We start from the raw sequence: 23133 nt of genomic DNA, 5'->3' as shown, positions 1-23133 counted from the left end.
CGTGCGGGAAAGGGTCAGCCGATGCAAACCGAGCCCGAAACCTGATCCACGCCGGTCCCCAGCCACAGGACGCGGCGGCGATCCACAGGTCCGGGCAGCGCCGCCTCGGGCGCAGGGACAAATCCGAACCGCTCGAAATAGGCCGCGTCCCCGACCAGCAGCACGCCGCCGACGTCCAGCGTCCGTGCCTGATCCACGCATGCCTGAACCAGTTCGGCGCCCAGTCCGCCGCTCCGGCGACCGGCGTCCACCGCGATCGGTCCCAAAAACAGAGCCGAGGTGTCTCCAACCACGACAGGCCACAGTCGCACCGAGCCCACCACTTCCCCCTCGCGCTTCACGACAAAGCCCGCGCTTGGCTGCGAACCTTCACGCAGGCGCTCGGCCGTCTTGGCGAACCGTCCTGGCCCGAAGGCGGCCATGACCAACGCATCCACGCCTTCGGCGTCGGCGGGGCTCTCGGCTTCGATACGGCTTACGGTCGGAGGTATGGAAAGGGCGTGCGACATCGGCGCGCGCACCTAGAAGCAAAGCTGCGCCAAATCAAGGCAAGGCCTTGCGACGACCGCTCAACCCGCCTTCGAAAAATCCGGCGCCCGCTTTTGCGTGAAGGCCATGAAGGCCTCCATCGCCTCGGGGCTCTTCATCTGCGAACCGAAGGCTTCGCCCTCGCGCTGCATCAGCGCCCACAGACCTTCTGCGTCACGCATCAGCCGCTTGGTCTTGCGGATCGAGTTGGGCGCACGGGCCGCCACCTTGGCCGCCAGCTCCGCCGCCGTCGCCTCGACCTGATCGGCCGGCACCGCGCGATTGGCGATGCCCCAGGCCAGGGCCGTCCGGCCATCGAGCGGCTCGCCCAGCGCAAACAGTTCGAAGGCCCGCTGATGACCGATCACGGCCGGCAACAGCAGGCTGGACGCCGCCTCGGGCGCCAAGGCCAGATTGACGAAGGGCACGGAGAGCAGCGCGTCCTCGGCCACCACCACCAGATCGCAATGCAGCAGCATGGTCAGACCGATCCCGACCGCCCGCCCCTTCACGGCCGCCACAGCCGGCTTGTCCAGATCCGCCAGCGCCTTCAGGAAACGAAACACAGGCATGTCGCCCGGCCCCGCCCCTTGCGAGCCCAGGGCGATGAAGTCCTGAATGTCGTTGCCGGCCGAGAAGCTGTCGCCCTCCGCGCGCAGCAGCAGCACCCGCACCGCATCGTCGGTCCGCGCCCGCTCCGTCGCCTCGGCCAAGGTCGAATACATGGCCTGGGTGATGGCGTTCTTCTTGTCGGCCCGGTCCAGGGTGACGGTCAGGACGCCGTCGGCCAGTTCGCTGCGGATATGTTCGCTCACGTCGTTTCCTCGTCCTGTGCGACGGCGCTCCACCAATCGACGCCGCTCTCGTCGCGCGTCCGTCGAGCGCGGCCGCGTCGTTCCAGATAGTTCAGATGCGCCTGGGCCTCGCCCGTGGCCATACCCAGCACCCCATCCCCGACCACTCGACCGAAGACGGCGGAGAAGCCGTCGACCACCCTAGACGGTTGACGCAACGTCCGCTCAAGCCGTTTCAGCGCGACCTCATGCCCCCGCTTCAGAGCGTCGAGCCGCGCATGCACGCCATAGAAGGGCTCGCCATGCGCCGGCAGGACGAACGCGCCCTCCGGCAACAGCGCCCTCAGCTTGTCCAGCGAGTCCATCCAGTCACCCAGAGGGTCGGCTTCCGGCTCCGTCGACCAGACCGAGACATTGGAGGAAATGCGCGGCAGGATCTGATCCCCGGCGATGAAGACGTCGTCCGACCGCCGCCACAGGCAGACATGTTCCGGGCTGTGGCCTGACCCGACTACCACCGTCCAATCGTCTCCGTCGATCTGAACGATGTCGCCGTCCGACAATCGCAAATAGCTGCGCGGCATTGTCGCCACGCCCTTGCCGAACCCGCCGTAGTCCGCCCGCCAGCGCGCGACCTGCTCATCGTTCCACCCCGCCGCACGATAGTGTCGCTCGCCGTCCGCCGGCGCATCGCCCGCCTCCTCGGCCATCAGCATCCTGGCGGTCACATACTCCAGTCGCGACATCAGCAGCGGCGCGCCCGACCGCTCGCATAGCCAGCCTGCCAAACCGATATGGTCGGGATGCATATGGGTGCAGATCAATCGCGTCACGGGCCTGCCGCCCAGCGCGCCATCCAGCGCCGTCTCCCACGCAGCGACGGTCGCCGATGTCTTCAAACCCGTATCGACGACGACCCAGCCGTCGCCGTCCCGGATCGCATAGACATTCACATGGTCCAGCTGAAACGGCAGGGCGAACCTCAGCCACAGCACGCCGGGCGCGACCTCGATCGCCTCGCCCGCGCCAGGCACGGCGTCGAACGGATAGGTCAGGCCCCGCCCATCCTTCGCGGCCGTCGTCGGCGCCGTTCCATCAGCCAAGTCAGTCTCCAATCGAAACGCGCAGATACGTAGCCCGTGTTCCTCGCCGCCGTCCACACCCGCCTTGACCCCGCCCAAATACACCGCCACGAAGCGGCCATGCATTCAGAAACCCAAGGTGTTTCCATGAAGTCCCGCCTCGCCGCCGCCTTTGCGGCGCTTGTGTTCAGCGCCTTCGCCGTCGCGCCGGCCATGGCCCAAGAGCGCCAGCAACCTCGCAACAGCGGCAACGAAGCCGCCGTAACGCAGGGCACGTCACGCGCAGCCGCCGGCCGCCAACGCCGCGAACGCGCACCTGCCCCGCCGACGCCCGAGCAAATCCTGGCCGCCGCCCAGGCGCAGATGGCTCTGACGACCACCGGCTGTCAGGTCAGCGAAGCCAAGCTCCTCGGCAAGACTGCGGCCGATACGACGGTTTATGAAGTCGCCTGCGGAACCGCACCGGGCTACATCGTCGAAACCAAGACCCCGCCCGAAGCGAGCAGCTGCATCATTCTGGCGCATTCCGCCGAGGTGGCGCGCGCCGCCGACCCGACCGCATCGCCTGCCCAATGCACGCTGGCGGCCAACACCGACATCCAGAAGTTCCTGCGCCAGTATGCGAAGGACGCCGGCGTCGCCTGCACGGTTGATCAAGCGAAGCTGCGCGGCCAGTCCAACGACGGCGCAGTCGTTTATGAGGTGGGCTGCTCGGACGGGCCTGGCTACTGGATCAAGCAGCAGGCCGCGACTTGGACGAAAATACCCTGCATTCAGATCGTAGCCGAAAACGGCACCTGCGAGTTCACAACGACCGCTGAGAACGCCGCCTTCGTGAAGACGCTTCTGGCCGGTTCGGAAGCGGCGTCCTGCAACGTCACCGAAGCCCGCCTGATGGGTCAGAACGCCAACGGCGTCTTCTATGAGGCCAAGTGCGACGGCGCCGATGGCGTCATCGCTCGCTTGAACGCCGAAAACGTCGTTCAGCAAATCTACCCTTGCGCCACCGCCCAGCAGATCGGCGGCGGCTGCAAGTTGATGACGGCTCCGGCCGCTGCTGCGGCGCCCGCCGGCGGTCGCCTCTAAGCCAGTCAAAAGACTGATCGAAGGGCCGTCGGAGCGATCCGGCGGCCCTTTTCTTTTGCGCCCTCTTTTCCAAAACCGAGACGCAGCCTAGCGTCGCCGTCATGCGCATCGCCACCTGGAACGTGAACTCCGTCAACGCCCGCCTGCCCACCGTGCTGGCGTGGCTGGAGCAGGCCGCCCCCGACGTCGCCTGTTTCCAGGAGATCAAATGCGTGGACGAGAAGTTCCCGCGCGAGGCCTTCGAGAGCCTGGGCTACAATGTCGAGACCCACGGGCAGAAGAGCTACAACGGCGTCGCCCTGCTGTCGAAGTATCCGCTGTCCGACATCAGACGCGGTCTGCCTGGCGACGAGACCGACGAACAGGCGCGCTATATCGAGGCCCTGGTCGAGGCAGCCCGGCCCATTCGCGTCGGCGCCCTCTATCTGCCGAACGGCAATCCGATCGGAACCGAGAAGTTCGATTACAAGCTGGCCTGGTTCGATCGGTTGAACCGGCATGCCCAGGATCTGCTGGCGTTCGAGGAACCGCTGGCCCTGTGCGGCGACTACAACGTCATCTCCGAAGCCGAGGACGCCAAGAACCCGGCGGCCTGGACCGACGACGCCCTGTTCCAGCCCCAAAGCCGCCAGGCTTTCCGCGCCCTGAAGAACCTGGGTCTGGCCGACGCGCACGAGATCGGCGGCGAACCCGCTGGCGCCTACACCTTCTGGGACTATCAGGCCGGCGCCTGGCAGCGGGACCATGGCATCCGTATCGACTTCGCCCTGCTGTCGCCCCAGGCCGCCGACCGGTTCCGGGGGATCGAGACCCACCGCGACGCCCGGGACATGGAAAAACCCAGCGACCACGTTCCCGTGGTGGTCGACATTGATCTAGAGGCCTGACGACCATGGCCGACGTCTTGCGGGTGGTGCTGCTGATCGCCCTCGCGGCGGCCCTGCTGACGACCCTGGCCCTGGCGCTGTCGTGGTGGATGGAGCCGCCGCGCCGCCTGCACCGCGCCATGCTCAAGACCCTGGGCGCCGCGCCAGAGGTCGAGGCCTTGTCGCCGGGCGAAGGTCGCGCCTGCGCCCTGAACTTCGACGTCGAACAGGTCGTCGTGCTTTGGGCCAACGGCGCCCATGGCCTGGTCTACGCCTTTGATGAGGTCGAGGGGGGAGAGATCATCGTGGACGGCCACGTCGTCGCCCGCATCCGCCGGGGCGAGGCGCGCAAGTCGCTGGACGTGCTGGCCCCCGACGCCGAACAGGTCGTGCTGCGCCTGATGTTCGCCGACGCCCGCCACCCGGAGTTCGAGCTGGCCCTGTGGGACGCCGCCCTGCCCGTTCAGACGGGGTCGCCCGGCGAGGCGCTTCGTCTCGGCCGCCGCTGGTTGTCGCATCTGGAAGCCCTGCTGAAGGGCTGAGACGCCGCATGGGCCTTTCAGTCGCCGCGATGCGGCGTTAGAAGCCCGGCTCACTCCTATCCGACACGCCTTTATCAGGGAGGCCGCCTTGGCCCGCCTTTTCGACGCCTATATCGTCGCCGACTGGACCGCCGCCGAAACCAAGAAGCTCGGCGACACCTCGCTGTGGATCGGCGTGGCCAAGCGCGACGTGCGTTTCCGCCTCTATACCGAGACGCACAATGTCGCGACCCGGGCCGAAGGCGAAGCCCTGCTGGCCTCGATCCTGGCCGATCACAGAAAGCGCGGCGATCGGGTGCTGGTCGGGCTGGACTTCAACTTCGGCTATCCCGCCGGCACGGCCGCGCGCCTGAAGTTGGAAGGAACGGCGGGGCAGGCCCCGTGGCAGTTGATGTGGAAGTTCATCGCCTCCAACATCGTGGACAAGGCCGACAACACCAACAACCGCTATCAGGTCGCGGCCAAGATGAACCGGCTGATGACCGACGAGGCCTGGCCTCTGTGGGGCGCGCCCGCCAAACAGGCCCAGCGCTGGTTGACCACGACCAAACCGCCCGCAGGCTCCGGCGCCGACATTCCTGAGTTCCGCGCCACCGAAAACGCGGCTCGCAAGGGCCGGCTTCAGCCCAAGAGCGTGTGGCAGATGCACGGCGCCGGCGCCGTGGGCGGCCAGACCCTGGTCGGCATCCCGGCTGTGCGGCGGCTTCTGGAAAGCCTCGGCCCGTCAGGCGCCGTCTGGCCGTTCGGCACCGGCTGGCGCGCGCTGACGCCCGAGGACGTGGAACCCTTGTCGACCCTGGTTGTCGAGGTCTGGCCGTCGATGCACGAGACCAAGCCTCAACCCGGTGAGTTCAAGGACCAGGCCCAGGTTCGCTCCACGGCCGAGGCCCTCGCCCGGATGGACGAGGCCGGCGACCTCGCCAAGGCGTTCGCCCCGCCCAAGGAGGCCATGCCGGAACTGATCGCCCAGGTCGAACAGGAAGAAGGCTGGATCCTGGGCGCCTAACGCCAACCGTCGTCGCGCGCGCGCCGTTCGGCGGCGGTGTCTACAGCGTCTCCGGCGATGGTCGCATCGACAGCCGCAAGCACGACGGCAGGCGTGTCGCTGGAGGCCGTGCGGATTTCACCCCCCGGAGCCCCAGCCGGCGCCAGGGCCTGCAGCCGCCAGTCGTCGCCTTGGCGACAGACCAGTCCCGCGACCCCCTCCTGCTTGGCGGTGAAGGTCCGACACCAGTTTCCTTCCCCGTTGCGGAACGTCAGTCCGACCGCTCGTCCCTGGGCGTCGGCCCCGTCGGCCGCCAGGCCCGTGTCGAGCACTCGCACCAGCTCGGCGTCCGCCACGGCGCCGTCGCTTGTCAGGGCGAACCCGGTCGACCCGTTCAGTGACGGCGCGATCAGCAGGCCGGCGACGAAGGCCGTCGTCGCCAGACCGCCCCAGATGACGGCCGACCGGGGCGCAAACGCTTGGGCGAGCCAGAGCTTCCAGCCTGCGCTTTTCGTCGGCGCGGCGCCCGACGCCATGATGAGCCGGGCCAGATCCGCATCGCGCGCATCGCTCTGGATCGGGAAGGCGGCGCGCGCAGCCGCGCTGGTTGTCCGCAGCGCCGCCAGCCGAGCCGCCAGATCGGCGTCGCTTGCAGCCGCCGCATCGATCCGGTCACGCTCGGCGACGGGCATTTCGTCGTCGATCCGCCGCATCAAGGTTTCGTCGTCGTAGCGGGTCATCCGGTGATTCCTTGAGCGGCGAGAACTTCGACCAGGGTCTGGCGGCCCCGCACCAGTCGGCTGGTCAATGTGCCGGCGGGCACGCCCAGAACCTGCGCCGCCTCGGCGTAGGACAGGCCCTCGATCAGGACCAGGGCCACAGCTTGACGCTGATCGTCCGGCAGGGCGTGGATCGCGTCGCGCGCAGCCAGGGCGTCGGTGCGCAACCCCTCGCCGGCCTGGGCCGGATCGGGCGCCTGCGGCGTGGCGTCGTCCTCGGGCGAGACGACGCGGGCCCACCGCTGGGCCTTTCGACCGTCGTCTATGGCGATCCGTCTCATGATCGTGAACGCCCAACTGTCCAACCGCGTGCCCGCCTTGAACCCCTTTCGAGAGGCCAAGGCGCGCTCGACCGTGTGTTGCACCAAATCCTGAGCGTCGGTGTCCTGGGGCCGCAGAACGCGCGCGAACCGGCGAAGGCGCGGAAGCATCGCCACCAACTCCGTCTGAAATTCGTCCACGCGTGTTCCTCTGCCATGAGGGATGAAACGCGCGGCGTGGCGCGTTTCATCCCTTGTCACAAGCGAATGGGCATAGGCGAATGGATCGCCTGACGATGCAAGACGGCGCAAGGAGCGGATCGGGTGATTTTGAACCGGCTGACGATCGGATGGATGGCGGCGACGCTTGTGGCTTGCGCGGTCGCTCCGCCTGCCGTCGCGCAGATCGGCCTGCCGTCCTCCCTTCCGTCGCTGCCTTCAGGCCTGACCGATCGCATTCCGCAAAGGGGAACGCTTGAAGGTCTGGCGCGCGATACCGTCGAGGATGCGCTCAGGGCGCCTGCCCGCCTGACCGATCTGGTTCGAGGCTCGCGCGGCGCGCTGCAGACGGATCCCGACGGCTGGCCCGTGGTGAAGGGAGAGCTCGTGGCGGTTGACCTGCCGCAGGACGCGCGGGACCAGGCTCTGGCTGCGGGCTTCACCGTTCTGCGTGAACAGCGTCTTGACGCGCTCGACCTGTCGATCGTGGTCTTGGCGCCCCCGCGTCGCCTGACCCTGGATCGAGCGGTGCGACGGCTTCGCGAAATGGCGCCCGGCGCGGAGATCACCTTCAACCACATCGCCTCTCCTGCCGGAATGGCGGCCGCCCCTCTCGCGCCGACCGCCTCCCCGCAAACGAACGGCGCTGCGCCGGGCGCACGCCTCGGATTGATCGACACAGGCGTCGAAGCGACCCACCCGGCCCTGGCCGGATCGGCCATCGAACAACGCGGCTTTTCTGGCCCGCCGCAGATGGGCGCGCACGGCACAGCGGTCGCGTCGTTGATGGTCGGGGATGTGGGGGTCTTCAAGGGCGGCGATCCCGGCGCGGCGCTTTTGGTGGCAGACATCTACGGCGGTCGCGCGGCGGGCGGGTCGGCGACAGCCTTGGCCTCGGCCCTGGCCTGGATGGTCGAACGTCGCGTCGCCGTCGTGAACATCAGTCTGGTCGGGCCGCGCAACGCTCTGATCGAACGCGCGGTGTCGGCGGCGCAGCGGCGCGGCGTCATCCTGGTCGCGGCAGTCGGAAACGACGGCCCTGCCGCCCCGCCCCTCTACCCCGCCGCCTATCCGCAGGTCGTCGGCGTCACCGCCGTCAACGCCCAGGGCCGCGTCCTTCCCGAAGCCGGGCGCGGGGATCAGGTCGATTACGCCGCACCGGGCGCCGACATGGCCGCCGCCGGACGCGCCGGCAGTTTCGTTTCGGTGCGTGGCACTTCCTTCGCCGCGCCGCTGGTCGCCGGCCTGATCGGTAAGTCCGGCCGCCAGGGTTTGACGGCAGTCGACGCCGGCGCATCCGGCCGCGACGCCGTCTATGGCCAAGGGGTTGTGGGCCTCTCCCTGCGCACCCCGCCCGCCGCTGTCGGTGCGCGCGGTCGACTGGCGTCGTAAAAAAGATTCGTCTGCCGGGATGAAACCGACCGACGCCGTCGTTGGACCCTGTGAGGGCGATCAAAGCCCGGAACAACAGGAGATACGACGATGAAAAAGACCCTGATGACCGCGACCGTCGCCTTCGGCCTGATGCTGGCCGGCGCCTCGCAGGCTCAGATCCTAGGCGGCTCGGGCGGTCTGGGCGCCAATCTCGGCGGCAGCCTGGGCGGCCAGGTCGGCGGCCTGACCGGCGGCGCGACGGGCGCCGGCTCGCTGACCGGAAACCTGGGCGGTTCGCTGGACAGCTCGCGGGTCACCGACCGCGCGACATCCACCCTGACCCGCGCCGAACGCCGCGCTCAACAGGCCCGCGCCCGCGCTGAGGCCACGGCGGCCCGCACCCGCGACGCCGCAGCCTCGACGGCAAGGACGACGGTCGGCACGGCGCAAACCACCGCCGGCGCGGCACGGGATCGCGCGTCCGGTCTGGCTCAAGGCGCCGTGTCGACCGTGAACTCCGCCTCGGTTTCCGGCTCGGCTTCGGGCGACGCATCCAGCTCCGCCTCGACCTCGCGCGGCGATGCGGCGACCTCGGGCTCTGCCAACGGTTCGGCTTCAGCCTCACGCAGCGGCGTTGCGCTGTCGGCCGGCGCCAGCGCAAACGGCTCGGCCCACGCCGTCGCCAAGCCCAACTGATCCTGAGTTGATTTTGACGGCCCCCGGAGCATGCGCTCCGGGGGTTTTGTTTTATCCGATCAAAGCCCGCGCCGCCGCGCGGGCTTCGTCGGTGATCTCAGCCCCGGACAACATGCGCGCGATCTCTTCCTGACGGCGCTGATCGTCCAGGGCGACGACGGTGGTGGTGGTCAGGCCGTCGCGGTGGGCCTTCATCACCTTCCAGTGGGCATGGCCGCGCGCGGCGACTTGCGGACTGTGGGTCACGACCAGGACCTGAGCGCCGTTCGACAGGCGTTTCAGGCGCGAACCCACGGCCTCGGCCACTGCGCCGCCGACGCCCTGATCGACTTCGTCGAAGATCATCACGGGCTGACGCATATCCTCGCGGCTTGCCAGGGCGGCCTTCATCGCCAGGGCGAAACGCGCCAGTTCGCCCCCTGAAGCGATGGCGTCCAGCGGGCCGAAGTCGGTTCCGGCGTTGGTGGCAATCTGGAAGCGCACCGTCTCGACGCCGTCCGGCCCGCGTCGGCCCTCGATCGGCTCCAGAGCCACGCGGAACCGCGCGCGCTCCAGCTTCAGCGGGCCCAACTCGCCCATGACGGCGGCGGTCAGCCGTTCGGCGGCGGCTTCCCGCGCCGAGGTCAGGAAAGTGGCCGCCAGATCATAGGCTTCCGCCGCCTCGGCCGCCTCGCGCCCGGCATTGGTCAGCGCCTCCTCCCCATCCTCGATCAGCCGAAGCTGCTCGCACAGGCGAATGCGCAGGGTCGGCAGGGCGTCGACCGTGGTGTGCAGCTTGCGGGCGGCGGCGCGCAATGCGAACAGACGCTCCTCGGCCTTGTCCAGACGGCCCGGCTCATAGTCGAAGGCGTCGGCGGCGGCGTCCACGGCGGCCAGGGCTTCCGCCGCCTCGACCATGGTGCGGTCGATCGCCTCCACGGCGGCCGACAGTTTGACAATGACCGGATGATCGCCCTCGGCGCCCGCCTGCCCGGCCCGCTGGCGCGCATGTTCGACAGCCCTCAACGCCGCGCCCAACTTCTGGCTCAGCTTGTCGCCGCCCAGCTGGGTGCGCGCGTCGCCCAGATCCGCGATGGCCTTTTCGGCCGCGCCCAGCAGGGCGCGTTCGCCTGCCAGTTCCGTCTCTTCGTCGGCGCGCGGATCCAGCGCATCCAGTTCGGAGAGGTTTAGGCTGATCTCTTCGCGCCGCGCATCGGCGTCCGCCGCCTGCGCCCTCAGCTCGGCCAGCTTGGCCTCGGCGGCCTTGAGCTTGGCGGAGGCCGCCGCGACCGCCGACAACTGCGGCTGTAGTCCGCCATAGGCGTCCAACGACGCGCGGTGCGTGCGCCAATCCAGCAGGCCCACCGTCTCATGCTGTCCGTGCACCTCGACCAGGGCCGCGCCGATGTCGCGCACGGCCGTCACACCCGCCGGCTGATCATTGACATAGGCCCGGCTGCGACCGTCGGCGCCCAAGACGCGGCGAAGGATCAAATCTTCCCCCGGCTGCACGTCGAACCCCTTGTCGGCGATCAGGGCCAGCAGATCGGGATCGTCGGGGGCGGAGAAGACGGCGGTGGCCACAGCCTGTTTGGCGCCATTGCGCACCAGGCCTGCATCGCCGCGCCCGCCGAGCGCCAGCCCGAGCGCGTCCAGAATGATCGACTTGCCGGCCCCGGTTTCGCCGGTCAGCACGGTCAGGCCGCTCTCGACCTCAAGATCGAGCACGTCCACCAGGACGACGTCACGAATGGAAAGGGCGGTCAGCATCGCGTCAGGCGCCGGCGGAACGAATCATGACCGACAGAATCCCGATCCGCGCCGGATTGCACAAGCCGTCGCGTGATCAGCCCGGAATGATCCGCTGCAGCCAGCTCTCGCGCTTGCCCTCGGGCGCCTTGTCCGGCGTCTGACCATTTTCGGTCAGCAGCGCATAGGCCTCGGCGTACCAGGGGCTGCCCGGATAGTTGTAGCCCAGCACTGCGCCGTTGCGCGTCGCCTCTTCCTTCAGACCCAGCTGAAGGTTGACCTCGACCAGGCGATACAGGGCTTCGGGCGTATGCGAGGTGCGCTGGAAGTCCGGGTTGGCGATCACGGCCTTGTAGCGGTTCAGGGCCGCCAGCGGCTGGTTGGCGCGCTGATAGTAGCGGCCGATGTTCATTTCCTTGCCGGCCAGCTGGTCGTTGACCATGTCGATCTTGACGGCGGCGTCCGAGGCATAGGGGGTGCCCGGATAGCGGCGCGAGACATCCTTCAGACCGGCCAGGGCGGCGGTGGCGTAACCCTGATCGCGCCCCACATCGGTGATCTGCTCGAAGTTGCAGACCGCCTTCATGTAGAAGGCGTAGGACGCCGACGGATTGCCGGGGAACAGCTGGATGAACCGGTCGGCCGCCGCGATGGCGTCGGCATAGGCGTTGTTCTGATAGTAGGCGTAGATCTGCATCAGGATCGAACGACGCGCCCAGTCCGAATAGGGATGCTGGCGTTCGACTTCCTGGAAATAGTCCACGGCGTCGGACCAGCGGCGCTGCTGCAGCCGATCATAGCCGGTGTTGTAGAGCGCCTCGACCGGACGTTCCTCATAGGCCAGCTTGGGGCGGTTCTTGCCCGCGCAGCCTGAAATCGTCACTGCGGCGAGCGCCGCGGCCATCAGCACCATGCCGGAACGGAACTTAGAAGCGGACAAGGACGACCCCATGACGTGTGAAGGACGGCCCTGAAGCCGTTCCCCGGAAACCAACGCGGCGACCTCTAGCACCCGCAACCGAGCCGCGCCATGCCGAGGAAAACTCAGCATACGACTTGCCCTGCCCGGCTCCACTGGTAAAGAGCGCGCCAACCGACCGCCGTTCATGGGGGGCGGATGACGGCGAAAGGATGACCGGCCGATGAAGCTGCTCTCAGGCAACTCCAACCGCGCACTGTCCCAGGCGATCGCCGACCACCTGGATGCGCCCCTGACCAAGGCCCAGGTCAAGCGCTTCGCCGACAACGAGGTCTTCGCCATCATCGAGGAAAACGTCCGCGGCGAGGACGTCTTCATCCTGCAGTCGACCTCCTATCCGGCCAACGACAACCTGATGGAGCTGCTGATCATCACCGACGCCCTGGTGCGGGCCTCGGCGAAACGGATCACGGCCGTCATTCCCTACTTCGGCTATGCGCGTCAGGACCGTAAGACCGGCGGCCGTACGCCGATCTCGGCCAAACTGGTCGCCAATCTGATCACCCGCGCCGGCGCCGACCGCGTCCTGACGATGGATCTGCACGCTGGCCAGATCCAGGGCTTCTTCGACATTCCGACCGACAATCTGGTCGCGACCCCCGTGCTGGCGCAGGACATCAAGGAAAACTATGCCCGCGGCGACGATCTGATGATCGTCTCGCCCGACGTCGGCGGCGTTGTGCGCGCGCGTTCGCTGGCCAGCCGCCTGGACGCCGATCTCGCCATCGTCGACAAGCGCCGGCCCAAGGCGGGCGAGAGCGAGGTCATGAACATCATCGGCGACGTGCAGGGCCGCCGATGCATCCTGTTCGACGACATCGTCGATTCGGGCGGCACCCTGGTCAACGCCGCCAAGGCCCTGATCGATCAGGGCGCGACCGAGGTTTCGGCCTACATCAGCCACGGCGTCCTGTCCGGCCCCGCCGTCCAGCGCATTACCGACGGCCCGCTGAAGGAGTTGGTGATCACCAACTCCATCGAGCAACCCCACGAAGTTTTGAACTGCCCGAAAATCCGAGCGGTTTCCGTGGCTCCGCTCGTCGGAGAAGCTATCCGACGGATCGCGAACGAAGAATCGGTGTCGAAACTGTTCGATTAACCTTCGGATAACCATAAGGCCCGCCTTATAAGCGCCAACAGTATTGGCGCTTTTTGCGCGCGTAATCGCCTGAGGAAGTCTCCATGAAAACGGCCCTACTGAGCCGCGGCCTCTCGGCCGCCGCCCTCGCCGCCGCTGTCCTGCTCGCCAGTTGCGAGAGCGGACCCTCAAAGGCCGAGCTGGAAGCCCAGCGTCTGGCGGCGGAACTGGCCGCCCGCAAGCCGCCCCCCGTGTCGCTGAATCAGGGCGTGGCGGACGCCGCCGCGATCTACGTCGCCTTCCTGCGCGAAGCCCAGACGATCCAGCCGGGCGGCTTCCCCGATGCAGAATCGATCCAGGCGGCTCTTCGCAAGGGTTCGGCCTATGACGCCGACCAGCTGTCGCGCGGCCTGATCGCTTACGGCGCCATCATCGCCCTCCAGTCGCCCGAGTTCGTCGCCGGCGTGCAGCAGTATGCGATCGATCCGGCCCAGCGTCAGCGCATGGTGGCCCAGATCGTGGCCGACCCGGCCTATGCCGCCACCCTGCCCGGCGCCGATGCGGCCGCCGGTTTGATCTCGGCGACGGTTGGCAAGGACGCCATCGCCATGCGCGCCATCGCCGAGGCGATCGAGCAGGACGCCTACACCATCCAGGGCCGCAGCGATCCGCGCCGCCAATGGGCCATCACGCCCATTCCGAACCGTGAAGTGCGGCTGGAAAGTGCAAAGACCCTGTCGGCCGTGAAGATGTTGCCGTCGCCGGAGGAATCGAGCCGCCTGTTCGCCGCCGCCAACAGCGGCACGGGTTTGGAATTGGAGCCGTCGCGCAAGGGTCCGCCCTACACCCCCGCCGTCGTACGCTCGCTGGCCATCGCAGCGCTGGGCGCCTTGGGCTCCGGCGGCGACGAGGCGCGGGTCAACACCGAGGCTCTGACGCACGAGCCGAACAGCGAGTTCTGCATGGATATGTCCAAGCTAATGCTGTTCCAGTGCTTGGCCGCCTCACGCCCCAGCTACGAGGACATCTTCTGCCTGGGTCGTCACATCACCCGCGACCTTGCGACCTGCACCACCGAGGCGACGCAGATCACCACGATCGTCGTCGGCGATCCTCAGGAAACCGGCGCCGCGCCGGCGCGCACGCCCATCTCCGTCACCGTCCCGCAAGCGACGCCCGTCCCGACCCCGGCGGTTGCGACCACCCAATCGCTGAACACGACGCCGTCGCCCTAAGCGACACTTCTAACAGAGCAAGGCCCGCTCCGAGCGATCGGAGCGGGCCTTTTTCTTGGGCGATCGGCCTATTCGTAACCGTGCGCCGCTTCGTTGATGACCTGTGACGGCATGGACGAGAAGTCCACGGCGACGGGCGTCGCGGTCTTGGACTGATAGGTCCTCAGCACGTGCGTCAGACGACGACGCACCTCACGTTCGGCCTCCGTGCCGGTGTCGAGCGCCAGGGGCGCCAGGCAGAAGTCGATGATGGCTTCGGTTCGGGTCAGCGGTTCCATTTGCGGGTTCCTTTCCGGGTTAAGCCGCGTGGGTGAACTGGGCGGTCTCGGTCGAGTCCTTCAGCGCCGTCGTCGAGGACGTGCCGTTGGAAATGACCGTGGCGACCTGGTCGAAATAGCCGGTGCCGACTTCGCGTTGGTGACGCGTGGCGGTGTAGCCGATGGCCTCGTTGGCGAACTCGCGCTGTTGCAGCTCGGAATAGGCCGCCATGCCGCGATCGCGATAACCGTCCGCCAGCTCAAACATGGAGTTGTTCAGGCTGTGGAAGCCGGCCAGGGTCACGAACTGGAACTTGTAGCCCATGGCCCCCAGCTCGCGCTGGAACTTGGCGATGGTGGCGTCGTCCAGCTTGGCCTTCCAGTTGAAGGACGGCGAGCAGTTGTAGGCCATCAGCTTGCCCGGATGGGCCTTCTGGATCGCCTCGGCGAACTTCTTGGCGTCGTCCAGATCCGGATGCGACGTCTCCCACCACAACAGGTCGGCGATATTGGCGTAGGACAGACCGCGCGCGATGCAGTGGTCCAGACCCGTGCCCTCCTTCAGGCGGAAGAAGCCCTCGGGCGTGCGGTTGTCACGGTCGATGAAGGGCTGGTCCCGCTCGTCGATGTCGGAGGTGATCAGCTGGGCGCTTTCGGCGTCCGTGCGCGCGACCGTGATGGTCGGCGTGCCCATGACGTCGGCGGCTAAACGCGCGGCGACCAGATTGCGCTCATGCGCCTGGGTCGGGATCAGAACCTTGCCACCCAGGTGGCCGCATTTCTTTTCCGACGCCAGCTGGTCCTCGAAGTGAACGCCGGCCGCGCCTGCCTCGATGAAGGCCTTCATGATCTCGAAGCTGTTCAGCGGCCCGCCGAAACCGGCTTCCGCGTCGGCGACGATGGGAACGAACCAGTCACGCTTGGCGCCGCCCTCGGCATGCTCGATCTGATCGGCGCGTTGCAGGGTGCGGTTGATGCGGCGGCACAGTTCCGGCGCGGCGTTGGCCGGGTACAGCGACTGGTCCGGGTACATGGCGCCGGCCGTATTGGCGTCGGCCGCGACCTGCCAGCCCGACAGATAGATGGCCTTCAGACCCGCGCGGACCATCTGCATGGCCTGGTTGCCAGTGACGGCGCCCAGCGCATTGATGAAGGGCTCGTCGTGCAGCAACTGCCACAGGCGGTTGGCGCCACGCTCGGCCAGCGTATGGGTGATCGGCACCGAGCCCCGCAGGCGCAGGACGTCTTCAGGGGTGTAGGGGCGCTCGATGCCGTCGAAACGGCCGGCGGGCGAAGGCACCAGATCGGCGAAGTTGGTCATGGTCGAACTCGGTCTCTGAAGGGCGCGGCCGCAGCCGCCGTCTCGGAGACAAGAACACGCGCCGGTCAAAACTGATACAGATCGAAGCCCATCATCAGGGTCATGTTGTCACACTATGACTTTGCCTGGACAGTCACATTGTGACATCCTCCGATGATGCACACCGCCGCTGATCGCAAACTTTTTCTAGGCGCCCGGCTCAAGCGGCTGCGGCGCGATTTGGGGCTGACCCAGACCGCCATGGCCGACGATCTGGACGTTTCTCCAAGCTATCTCAATCACATAGAGCGCAACCAGCGCCCGGTCTCCGCGCAGCTCCTGCTGCGACTGGCGGACACCTATGATGTCGATTTACGCGCGCTGAATCAGGGTGGCGCAGCGGACGAGGCGCGTCTCACGGAAATCCTGACCGATCCTCTATTCAAGGGTCTGTCCGCGCCCCGCCATGAACTGGTGCAACTGTTGGAAGAGGCGCCCGGTGTGGCCGACGCCCTGCTGCGCCTCTATCAGGCCTTCGACGACGGCCGCACGCGCGCCCGCGCCGCCGCCGAGACAGGCGAAAGCCCGATCGAGACCAGTCCCGCCGAATGGGTGCGCGAATACATCCAGTCGCGCGGCAACCATTTTCCCGAACTGGACCAGATGGGCGAAGCCCTGTCCGACGCCCTATCCGCCGAGGCGCCCGCCCACGCCGACGGCTTCGAACCCGCCGCCCGTCATCGGCTGGCGGCCAGGCACGACCTTGGCGTCCGAACCCTACCGGCCGAGGTCATGGTGGAATGGACCCGCCGCTACGACCTGCACCGCCGCCGGCTGTTGCTGTCGGAAACTCTGGGGCCGTCCTCGCGCGCCTTCGCCATCGCCTATCAACTGGCCCTGGCCGAACAAGGGCCGGCGCTCAACGCGCTGGCGGAGGCCGCGAACGCCCCGGACGCGTCCACTCGATCGCTGCTGAACGTTGCCCTGACCAACACCCTCGCCGCCGCAACCCTGATGCCCTACGCCGCCTTCCAGCGGGCGGCGGAAGAGACGCGCTATGACCTGGCTCGGCTCCAGGCCCGGTTCGGCGTCAGCTACGAACAGGCCGCGCACCGCCTGACCACCCTGTCGCGCCCCACCGCGCGCGGCGTGCCCTTCTTCCTGATGCGGGTCGATCAGGCGGGCAACATCTCCAAACGCTATGCGGCGGGCGCCTTCCCCTTCTCACGTTTCGGCGGCGCCTGCCCGCGCTGGCGGCTGCACTCCGCCTTCCGCACGCCGGGCCGCATCGTCACCCAGATCATCGAGCCTCCAGATGGCGGCCGCTGGTTCACCTTCGCCCGGACGGTCGAGCGGCAAGGCCACGACGGCTATGGCGAGCGGCACGACCTCGCCGTCGGCCTGGGCTGCGAACTGCGTCATGCGCATCGCTTGGCGTACGCCCACGGCATCGACCTGCAGAACCCCGAGGTCACGCCCATCGGCCCGGCCTGCCGCCTGTGCCACCGCCACCCGTGCGCCGAACGCGCCGCCGCCCCCATCGACCGCCCGCTGGCGGTCGATGACTGGTCCAAGTCCGTCAGCCCCTATCCGTTCGGCGCGGCCTGAGGCCTAGCGCCTCTGATCGGCCGTGCGGTCGCGAATGGCGTTGAACTCAGCCATCGGCTTCCACGCGGGCCAGCTCTCGCTGTCGGCCACCGTCAGCCCCAGCCGATACAGCAGGTCCAGGTTCTGCAAGGCGGCCGTGAAGTCATAGTCGGCCCGCCATTCATCGGTCAACTTGTGATAGTATTTGGCCATCGCGCCCTCGTAATAGGGCTTGCCCGCCTCGATCCCGCCCTCGACGAAATCGCGGCCCGTCCACGGCATCAGGGCCGGCACCCCGCCGGCCGCGAAGTTGAAGTGGTCGGAGCGGTAGTAGAAGCCTTCCTCCGGATAGCCGTCGCCCGTCACGACCCGCCCCTGCACGGCCGCAAACCGGCCCAGGATGTCCTCAAGCTCGGACTTGCCGACGCCGAACACCGCCACGTCGCGCGTCGCCGGCGTGAAGGGCAGCATGTCGATGTTGATGTCCGCCGCCGTCTTGGCCAGCGGGTAAACCGGATCGGCGGCATAGGCCTCTGACCCCAGCAGACCCTGCTCCTCGGCCGTGACGTGCAGGAAGACCACCGTGCGCTGCGGCGCCGGCCCGCCCTTGAACACCCGCGCCATCTCGATCAGACCAGCCGTCCCCGACGCATTGTCCCAGGCGCCGTTGAAGATGTCGTCGCCCTCGGCGTCCGGCGTCCGGGCCTTGCCGACGTGATCCCAATGGGCGGAATAGACGACGTATTCGTCAGGCCGTTCCGTGCCAGGAATCTTGGCCAGCACGTTGTTGGAGTGGATGACTTCGGTCGTCTCGGCGATATCGACGCTGAGCCGTGCGTTCAGATCGACCACCCCGCCCAGACCCGTCGTCTTGGCGCGCGCCAGCGCGGCGCTCAGCGGTTCCCCGCCGATGGCCGCTCCCGTCTCCATATTGATCGAACCGGTGAACCGGGCGTCCTTGGCGCCTTTCACCGTCATCTGCGGCCGCGTCGCCCCGGCGACCGCACGCCGCCAACGGCCATCGACATCCTGAAGGCTGATGACGCCGACGGCCCCACGCCTCACGGCTTCTTGCGTCTTGTGCGTCCCTGAACCGTAGAAGTTGGGGTCGGCGCCCATGCTGTCCGGCTGCCCACGCAGCACGATCACCACCTTGCCGGTCAGGTCGGCGCTGCCATAGTCGTCCCATTGCGGAGCCGATATGCCGTAACCGGCGAAGACCAGCGGCGCACCCTCGATCTTTACAACCGGCTCAGCCGGCCCGGCGCGAAGGGTGATATCCGTCCCCGAGACCAGCGTATGCGCCATGCCGTCCGCCCCGGTCCAGGACGCCGTCGGCGCCCGCTCTGGCGTAAACCGCACCAGATCGACAGGCTGCAGCCATGATCCGTCGCGCCCGCCCGGCTCCAGCCCCATCGCCTCATACTGCGCCTGCAGATAGGCCAGGGTCAGCCGTTCGCCGACCAGGCCGGGAAACCGCCCCTCCAACTCGTCCGACGCCAGATATTTGATGTGGTCCGACAGGCGCTGGGCGCTGAACTGAGGCGTCGCGGCCGAGGCGACGGCGAAGGCGTCGAGCTTCGGCGCCAGAGGTGCGACCGGCGTCGTCGCACAGGCGGCGAGTGCGAGCGCCGCAAGGGCGATCAGGGGTGAACGGCGATGGATCATTGAACGGACTCGACAGGCGGAATGGCAAAGGGGCGGAGATCCCTCCCCGCCCCATCTTGATGTGTGCAAAGACTAGCGGCGTTCGGACGTGGTCGTGGCGCGCACCGGCGCGAACTCCGAACCCGACTTCCACTGCGGCCAGTCGCGACCGTTCGCCAGGGCGCGACCGACATCGTAGAAGACGGTCAGGTCCTCGATCATGCCGCTGTAGTCCCAGTCGGGCGACCATTCATCCGCCGCCTGGTGATAGCGTTTGGCGCCGTATTCCGACCGCGCCGCCTCGCGCGCGGCGATCGGTTCGTCGCGGAATTCGCCCCGGCTGCCGGCGTAGGCCATCGGCACGCCGCGCTTGGCCAGCGGGAAGTGGTCCGAACGATAATACGTGCCGGCCGCATTCTCGTAGTCCGGCACCAGCGACCGCCCTTGCGGCTGAATCGCCGCCGCCAGACGCTCGTCGAAGTCCGACTGGCCATATCCGGTGACGCCTAGGCCCGTGACGCGGCCATAGACGTTCATCGAATCCATGTTGAACCCGCCCACCGTCTTGGCCAGCGGATAGACCGGGTTCACCGCATAGTATTCCGAGCCCAGCAGGCCGCTTTCCTCGCCGGTGAAGCTGATCATCACGATCGAGCGCTCGGTGCGCGGCGCACGACCGAACATGCGCGCCAGCTCCAGCAGACCCGCCGTGCCCGAGGCGTTGTCCACCGCCCCGTTAAAGATGCGGTCGCCGGTCGCATCCGGCTCGCCCATGCCGATGTGATCCCAGTGGGCGGTATAGAGGATCGTCTCGTCCGGATGGGTCGTGCCCGGCAGGCGGGCGATGACGTTGTGGCTGGTGACCTGATTGGTGGCCACGTCGAACTCGGTCGAGAAGGATGCGCCGGGCAAGGCGACGGGCTGGAAGTCGCGGCTGCGCGCCTGAGCCTTCAGCGCCTCAAAATCCAGACCCGCGCGACGGAACAGGTCGACCGCAACGTCACGCTGGATCCAGCCCTCCATCGGCACGCGCTCGGCCGCCGCATTTTGGCGCAGGATGTCGAACTGCGGCACGCCCCAGGAGTTGGCGACCGTCTGCCAGCCGTAAGACGCCGGCGCCGTCTCGTGCACGATCAGCACGCCCGCCGCGCCCTGTTTGGCTGCCTCCTCGTATTTGTAGGTCCAGCGGCCGTAATAGGTCATGGCCTTGCCGCCGAAGGTGTTCAGCGCTGGCTCCTCGAAGTCGGCGTCATTGACCAGCACGACCAGGATCTTGCCGCGCAGGTCCTGACCCTTGAAGTCGTTCCATTGCCGCTCGGGCGCATTGATGCCGTAGCCGACGAAGACCAGCGGTGCGTCCTTCAGGCTGACGTGTTCGGCCGGGCGGCGGGTCGAGATGGCGACCTCGCGCCCTTGGGTCATCGGCAGGGTCCAGTCGCCCAGCTTCAGCGAGGCCCGAACATTGGACTGGGTGAAGCGGTTCAGGATCACGTCCTGCGTCCATTGGCCGTTCGGCCCGCCCGGCTCGAACCCGGCGGCGGCGTAGCCTTCGCTCAGATACCGGATGACCTTTTCCTCGGCCGGGGTGGCGATGCCCCTGCCCTCGAAACTGTCGTCCGAAAGCGTCTTGATGTCCTGCGAGATGCGCGCCGCATCGAAAGTCGGGACGGTGTGAACCGCAGCAGGATTGGGCGCCGTGGCGCAGGCGGACAAGGCGGCGCTCGCCAAAAGAACGGCGGCGAAAGAAGAGAAAAGACGCATGAACTGAAGGCCCCACAGCCGGAAACGATACGCGACCCTAGGGGGCGAACTTCGCCCTGTCGATGCTGCGTCCCGGACCTTTCGTCGCAAACGAAAAGCCCGCCAAGGCGAACCTTGGCGGACTTACGATTTGATCCGGCAGCGTTGCCCTTAGTGGGCGACGCCCTTCCAGATGCGACGGTAGGCGACATAGGTGATGCCGGCGAACAGCAGCAGATAGATCATCACGCCCAGACCGGCCTGCTTGCGCTCGACCATCTTCGGCTCGGACGTCCAGGCGATGAAGGCCGCGACATCCTTGGCGTATTGATCGACCGTTTGCGGCGAACCGTCGTCATAGGTGACCAGGCCATCCTTGAGCGGCGGCGGCATGGCGATAAAGCCGCCGGGCGGAACGTGCTTGTGATCGCCGGTCCAGAACGGCGTCAGGTCGCCGGCCATATAGGGGTTGTAATGCTGGCCGTCGCGGATCTGCAGGCCGGCCGGAGCCGCCTTGTAGCCCGACAGCAGCGAGTAGATGTAGTTGGCGCCGTCGTGACGGGCCTTGGCCATGACCGAAAGGTCGGGCGGCGCGGCGCCGCCGTTGCCCGCCGCCGCCGCCGTGGCGTTCGGATAGGGGGCGCGGAACTTGTCGGCCGGCGTGGCGTCGCGCTGGATCGGCTCGCCGGTCTCGCTGTCGATGTCGCCGACCTGCACTTCCTTGGCCAGAGCCTTCACGACAGGGTTGTCGTTCGGGTTCGGATACTTCGGGTTCCAGAACGGCCCATGACGGTCGCCCAGGTTCCGATAGTGCATCAGGTTCATGCTGTGACAGGCCGAGCAGACCTCGTGATAGACCTTGTAGCCGCGTTGCAGCTGGCCCTGGTCATAGGTGCCGAACGGCCCCTCGAAGCTGAACCCGCCCGAACGCGGATGGGCGGCGGCGCCCGACGCCATGGCGGGAGCGGCTGCGCTCAACAGACCCAGCGCAATGGCGGCCGAGGCGATGATCGTCTTGAACGACACGGTCTTCATTCCAATCGTCATGATTTTCAGACCTTGTGCTCGACGGCGCCGGCGCCGGTCAGGACCGGCTCGGAGATCGTCGCCGGGATCGGCAGCGGCTGCTCCTTCAACCCGACCAAAGGCATGATGATCAGGAAGAAGACGAAGTAGTAGAGGGTGAAGACCCGCGTCAGCCACAGGTAGGAGTTCAGGTCGCCGTCGATCAGGGTGAAGGTCTTGAACGACCCGATCACCGGCGCGTCAGGCAGCTGACCACCGCACCAGCCCAGGCCCACGCCCACCACCAGGAAGATGATGAAGAAGGTCCGCATCGTCGGGCGATAGCGCATCGAGCGCACCTTGGACGTATCCAGCCAGGGCAGGACAAACAGCACGCCGATGGCGCTGAACATCGCCACCACGCCGCCGAACTTGTCCGGGATGGCGCGCAGGATCGCGTAGAAGGGCAGCATGTACCACTCGGGCACGATGTGCGCCGGCGTCTGCAGCGGGTTGGCCGGGATATAGTTGTCGGCGTGGCCCAGCGCGTTCGGCTGATAGAAGACGAAGATGGCGAACAGGATCAGGAACAGGATGATCGCAAAGCCGTCCTTGACCGTGAAATACGGGTGGAAGGGCAGCGTATCCTTCTTCTCCCGATCCTTCGGGATCAGGATGCCGACCGGGTTGTTCTGACCGGCCGAGTGCAGCGCCCAAAGGTGAAGCACGACGCAGCCCAGGATCGCGAACGGCAGCAGATAGTGCAGCGAGAAGAAGCGGTTCAGCGTCGCATTGTCGATCGCCGGGCCGCCGCGCAGCCAGATCAGGATCGGCTCGCCCAGCACGGGGATGGCGCCGATCAGGTTGGTGATGACTTCCGCGCCCCAGAACGACATCTGGCCCCAAGGCAGGACGTAGCCCAGGAAGGCGGTGGCGATCATCAGGAAGAAGATCACGCAGCCGATGATCCAGATCATCTCGCGCGGCGCCTTGTACGAGCCGTAGTAGAGGCCGCGCAGCATGTGCAGATAGACGGCGATGAAGAACATCGACGCGCCGTTGGCGTGGACATAACGGATCAGCCAACCGCCGTTCACGTCGCGCATGATGCGCTCGACCGAGGCGAAGGCCAGGTCGACGTTCGGCGTATAGTGCATGGCCAGAACGATGCCGGTGACGATCTGCGTCATCAGGCACAGGGCCAGGATCCCGCCGAAGGTCCACCAGTAGTTCAGGTTCCGCGGCGTCGGCAGGGACATGTAGTCCGCGCCGAAACGGATGATCGGCAGCCGGGTGTCCAGCCACTTCTCGACGCCCGTCTTCGGGACGTAGGTGCTCTCGTGATCGCTCATGATTCCCCCTTGGT

Annotated in this window: 22 protein-coding genes; 9 read left to right on the top strand and 13 right to left on the bottom strand. The window is 67.3% G+C overall.

All coding sequences use genetic code 11. The features are described 5' to 3' along the window. Window positions 1-14 precede the first annotated feature (14 nt). The 3 genes from JX001_RS07240 to JX001_RS07230 are packed head-to-tail and all read right to left on the bottom strand — an operon-like array spanning window position 15 to window position 2425. Entirely contained in the window at window positions 15-509 is a 495-nt protein-coding gene (locus JX001_RS07240; RefSeq protein WP_205682906.1) for a GNAT family N-acetyltransferase, read from the bottom strand. Between the two features lie 60 nt (window positions 510-569). Continuing rightward, window positions 570-1343, bottom strand: coding sequence for an enoyl-CoA hydratase (locus tag JX001_RS07235; RefSeq protein WP_205682905.1), 774 nt, complete (start codon window positions 1341-1343; stop codon window positions 570-572). After that, window positions 1340-2425, bottom strand: a complete 1086-nt coding sequence (locus tag JX001_RS07230; protein WP_241004795.1) for an MBL fold metallo-hydrolase — start codon at window positions 2423-2425, stop codon at window positions 1340-1342. Before JX001_RS07230 ends, JX001_RS07235 begins: the two co-directional genes overlap by 4 nt. Window positions 2426-2551: 126 nt before the next feature. Between JX001_RS07230 and JX001_RS07225 the strand changes: the two genes are divergently transcribed. The 4 genes from JX001_RS07225 (at window position 2552) to JX001_RS07210 (ending at window position 5904) form a co-directional block, all read left to right on the top strand. Beyond that, entirely contained in the window at window positions 2552-3490 is a 939-nt protein-coding gene (locus tag JX001_RS07225; protein WP_205682902.1) for a hypothetical protein, read from the top strand. A 101-nt stretch (window positions 3491-3591) separates the two neighbouring features. Then, window positions 3592-4377 carry an exodeoxyribonuclease III gene (xth, locus tag JX001_RS07220; RefSeq protein ID WP_205682901.1) on the top strand — a complete coding sequence of 262 codons (786 nt, stop codon included), beginning with the start codon at window positions 3592-3594 and terminating at the stop codon, window positions 4375-4377. Between the two features lie 5 nt (window positions 4378-4382). Further along, on the top strand, window positions 4383-4898 hold the full coding sequence (locus JX001_RS07215) for a hypothetical protein (RefSeq protein WP_055753176.1): 516 nt from the start codon (window positions 4383-4385) through the stop codon (window positions 4896-4898). An 88-nt stretch (window positions 4899-4986) separates the two neighbouring features. Further along, complete coding sequence (locus tag JX001_RS07210) at window positions 4987-5904, top strand: cobalamin biosynthesis protein CbiG (protein WP_205682900.1); 918 nt, start codon at window positions 4987-4989, stop codon at window positions 5902-5904. On the opposite strand, the gene JX001_RS07205 is transcribed toward JX001_RS07210, so the two are convergent. Together JX001_RS07205 and JX001_RS07200 are read right to left on the bottom strand one after the other, a co-directional pair. Beyond that, complete coding sequence (locus JX001_RS07205; protein ID WP_205682898.1) at window positions 5901-6623, bottom strand: hypothetical protein; 723 nt, start codon at window positions 6621-6623, stop codon at window positions 5901-5903. The two genes, JX001_RS07210 and JX001_RS07205, sit on opposite strands and share 4 nt — an antisense overlap. Continuing rightward, on the bottom strand, window positions 6620-7093 hold the full coding sequence (locus JX001_RS07200; protein ID WP_205682897.1) for an RNA polymerase sigma factor: 474 nt from the start codon (window positions 7091-7093) through the stop codon (window positions 6620-6622). Before JX001_RS07200 ends, JX001_RS07205 begins: the two co-directional genes overlap by 4 nt. Before the next feature lie 159 nt (window positions 7094-7252). Between JX001_RS07200 and JX001_RS07195 the strand changes: the two genes are divergently transcribed. Then, window positions 7253-8533 carry a S8 family serine peptidase gene (locus JX001_RS07195; protein ID WP_241004794.1) on the top strand — a complete coding sequence of 427 codons (1281 nt, stop codon included), beginning with the start codon at window positions 7253-7255 and terminating at the stop codon, window positions 8531-8533. Between the two features lie 90 nt (window positions 8534-8623). Then, on the top strand, window positions 8624-9211 hold the full coding sequence (locus JX001_RS07190) for a hypothetical protein (protein WP_205682895.1): 588 nt from the start codon (window positions 8624-8626) through the stop codon (window positions 9209-9211). 51 nt (window positions 9212-9262) lie between these two features. Here JX001_RS07190 and recN read toward each other — a convergent pair whose 3' ends face one another. Together recN and JX001_RS07180 are read right to left on the bottom strand one after the other, a co-directional pair. After that, complete coding sequence (gene recN, locus JX001_RS07185; RefSeq protein WP_205682894.1) at window positions 9263-10960, bottom strand: DNA repair protein RecN; 1698 nt, start codon at window positions 10958-10960, stop codon at window positions 9263-9265. 76 nt (window positions 10961-11036) lie between these two features. Further along, window positions 11037-11891 (bottom strand): outer membrane protein assembly factor BamD, encoded by an 855-nt coding sequence (locus JX001_RS07180; protein ID WP_038293489.1) that lies wholly within the window; start codon window positions 11889-11891, stop codon window positions 11037-11039. A gap of 190 nt (window positions 11892-12081) precedes the next feature. Between JX001_RS07180 and JX001_RS07175 the strand changes: the two genes are divergently transcribed. Both JX001_RS07175 and JX001_RS07170 read left to right on the top strand, forming a co-directional pair. Next, window positions 12082-13017, top strand: coding sequence for a ribose-phosphate pyrophosphokinase (locus JX001_RS07175; RefSeq protein WP_039245590.1), 936 nt, complete (start codon window positions 12082-12084; stop codon window positions 13015-13017). A gap of 83 nt (window positions 13018-13100) precedes the next feature. Continuing rightward, the gene (locus tag JX001_RS07170) at window positions 13101-14231 is read left to right on the top strand and encodes a hypothetical protein (protein ID WP_205682893.1); all 1131 of its coding nucleotides are present in this window, start codon (window positions 13101-13103) and stop codon (window positions 14229-14231) included. 68 nt (window positions 14232-14299) lie between these two features. Here the strand turns inward: JX001_RS07170 and JX001_RS07165 are convergent, their stop codons facing one another. Beyond that, window positions 14300-14509 (bottom strand): hypothetical protein, encoded by a 210-nt coding sequence (locus JX001_RS07165; RefSeq protein ID WP_045810109.1) that lies wholly within the window; start codon window positions 14507-14509, stop codon window positions 14300-14302. Between the two features lie 19 nt (window positions 14510-14528). Then, on the bottom strand, window positions 14529-15809 hold the full coding sequence (gene aceA, locus JX001_RS07160; protein ID WP_205682892.1) for an isocitrate lyase: 1281 nt from the start codon (window positions 15807-15809) through the stop codon (window positions 14529-14531). Between the two features lie 156 nt (window positions 15810-15965). Between aceA and JX001_RS07155 the strand changes: the two genes are divergently transcribed. Continuing rightward, window positions 15966-17396, top strand: coding sequence for a helix-turn-helix domain-containing protein (locus tag JX001_RS07155; RefSeq protein WP_205683115.1), 1431 nt, complete (start codon window positions 15966-15968; stop codon window positions 17394-17396). Between the two features lie 3 nt (window positions 17397-17399). On the opposite strand, the gene JX001_RS07150 is transcribed toward JX001_RS07155, so the two are convergent. The 4 genes from JX001_RS07150 to JX001_RS07135 form a co-directional block, all read right to left on the bottom strand. Further along, a complete protein-coding gene (locus JX001_RS07150) occupies window positions 17400-19043 on the bottom strand; it encodes a M28 family peptidase (protein ID WP_205682891.1) in 1644 nt (547 codons plus the stop codon). Between the two features lie 72 nt (window positions 19044-19115). Next, window positions 19116-20783 (bottom strand): M28 family metallopeptidase, encoded by a 1668-nt coding sequence (locus tag JX001_RS07145; RefSeq protein ID WP_205682889.1) that lies wholly within the window; start codon window positions 20781-20783, stop codon window positions 19116-19118. A gap of 150 nt (window positions 20784-20933) precedes the next feature. Next, a complete protein-coding gene (locus JX001_RS07140) occupies window positions 20934-21797 on the bottom strand; it encodes a cytochrome c1 (protein ID WP_205682887.1) in 864 nt (287 codons plus the stop codon). 17 nt (window positions 21798-21814) lie between these two features. Then, complete coding sequence (locus JX001_RS07135; RefSeq protein ID WP_039245598.1) at window positions 21815-23119, bottom strand: cytochrome b; 1305 nt, start codon at window positions 23117-23119, stop codon at window positions 21815-21817. Window positions 23120-23133 lie beyond the last annotated feature (14 nt).

The sequence above is a fragment of the Brevundimonas fontaquae genome (assembly GCF_017086445.1).
GTDB lineage: Bacteria > Pseudomonadota > Alphaproteobacteria > Caulobacterales > Caulobacteraceae > Brevundimonas > Brevundimonas fontaquae.
The sequence above is the reverse complement of the archived record's forward strand: the minus strand, read 5'-3'. Positions and strand labels throughout refer to the sequence as shown.

Bases quoted from the DNA above. Each gene is read 5' to 3' on its own strand.
- recN (WP_205682894.1), bottom strand. From the start codon at position 10,960: ATGCTGACCGCCCTTTCCATTCGTGACGTCGTCCTGGTGGACGTGCTC.
- JX001_RS07200 (WP_205682897.1), bottom strand. From the start codon at position 7,093: ATGCTTCCGCGCCTTCGCCGGTTCGCGCGCGTTCTGCGGCCCCAGGAC.
- JX001_RS07240 (WP_205682906.1), bottom strand. From the start codon at position 509: ATGTCGCACGCCCTTTCCATACCTCCGACCGTAAGCCGTATCGAAGCC.
- JX001_RS07135 (WP_039245598.1), bottom strand. From the start codon at position 23,119: ATGAGCGATCACGAGAGCACCTACGTCCCGAAGACGGGCGTCGAGAAG.
- JX001_RS07150 (WP_205682891.1), bottom strand. From the start codon at position 19,043: ATGATCCATCGCCGTTCACCCCTGATCGCCCTTGCGGCGCTCGCACTC.
- JX001_RS07215 (WP_055753176.1), top strand. From the start codon at position 4,383: ATGGCCGACGTCTTGCGGGTGGTGCTGCTGATCGCCCTCGCGGCGGCC.
- JX001_RS07145 (WP_205682889.1), bottom strand. From the start codon at position 20,783: ATGCGTCTTTTCTCTTCTTTCGCCGCCGTTCTTTTGGCGAGCGCCGCC.
- JX001_RS07190 (WP_205682895.1), top strand. From the start codon at position 8,624: ATGAAAAAGACCCTGATGACCGCGACCGTCGCCTTCGGCCTGATGCTG.
- JX001_RS07170 (WP_205682893.1), top strand. From the start codon at position 13,101: ATGAAAACGGCCCTACTGAGCCGCGGCCTCTCGGCCGCCGCCCTCGCC.
- xth (WP_205682901.1), top strand. From the start codon at position 3,592: ATGCGCATCGCCACCTGGAACGTGAACTCCGTCAACGCCCGCCTGCCC.
- JX001_RS07205 (WP_205682898.1), bottom strand. From the start codon at position 6,623: ATGACCCGCTACGACGACGAAACCTTGATGCGGCGGATCGACGACGAA.
- JX001_RS07140 (WP_205682887.1), bottom strand. From the start codon at position 21,797: ATGAAGACCGTGTCGTTCAAGACGATCATCGCCTCGGCCGCCATTGCG.
- JX001_RS07155 (WP_205683115.1), top strand. From the start codon at position 15,966: ATGCACACCGCCGCTGATCGCAAACTTTTTCTAGGCGCCCGGCTCAAG.
- JX001_RS07225 (WP_205682902.1), top strand. From the start codon at position 2,552: ATGAAGTCCCGCCTCGCCGCCGCCTTTGCGGCGCTTGTGTTCAGCGCC.
- JX001_RS07165 (WP_045810109.1), bottom strand. From the start codon at position 14,509: ATGGAACCGCTGACCCGAACCGAAGCCATCATCGACTTCTGCCTGGCG.
- aceA (WP_205682892.1), bottom strand. From the start codon at position 15,809: ATGACCAACTTCGCCGATCTGGTGCCTTCGCCCGCCGGCCGTTTCGAC.
- JX001_RS07180 (WP_038293489.1), bottom strand. From the start codon at position 11,891: ATGGGGTCGTCCTTGTCCGCTTCTAAGTTCCGTTCCGGCATGGTGCTG.
- JX001_RS07175 (WP_039245590.1), top strand. From the start codon at position 12,082: ATGAAGCTGCTCTCAGGCAACTCCAACCGCGCACTGTCCCAGGCGATC.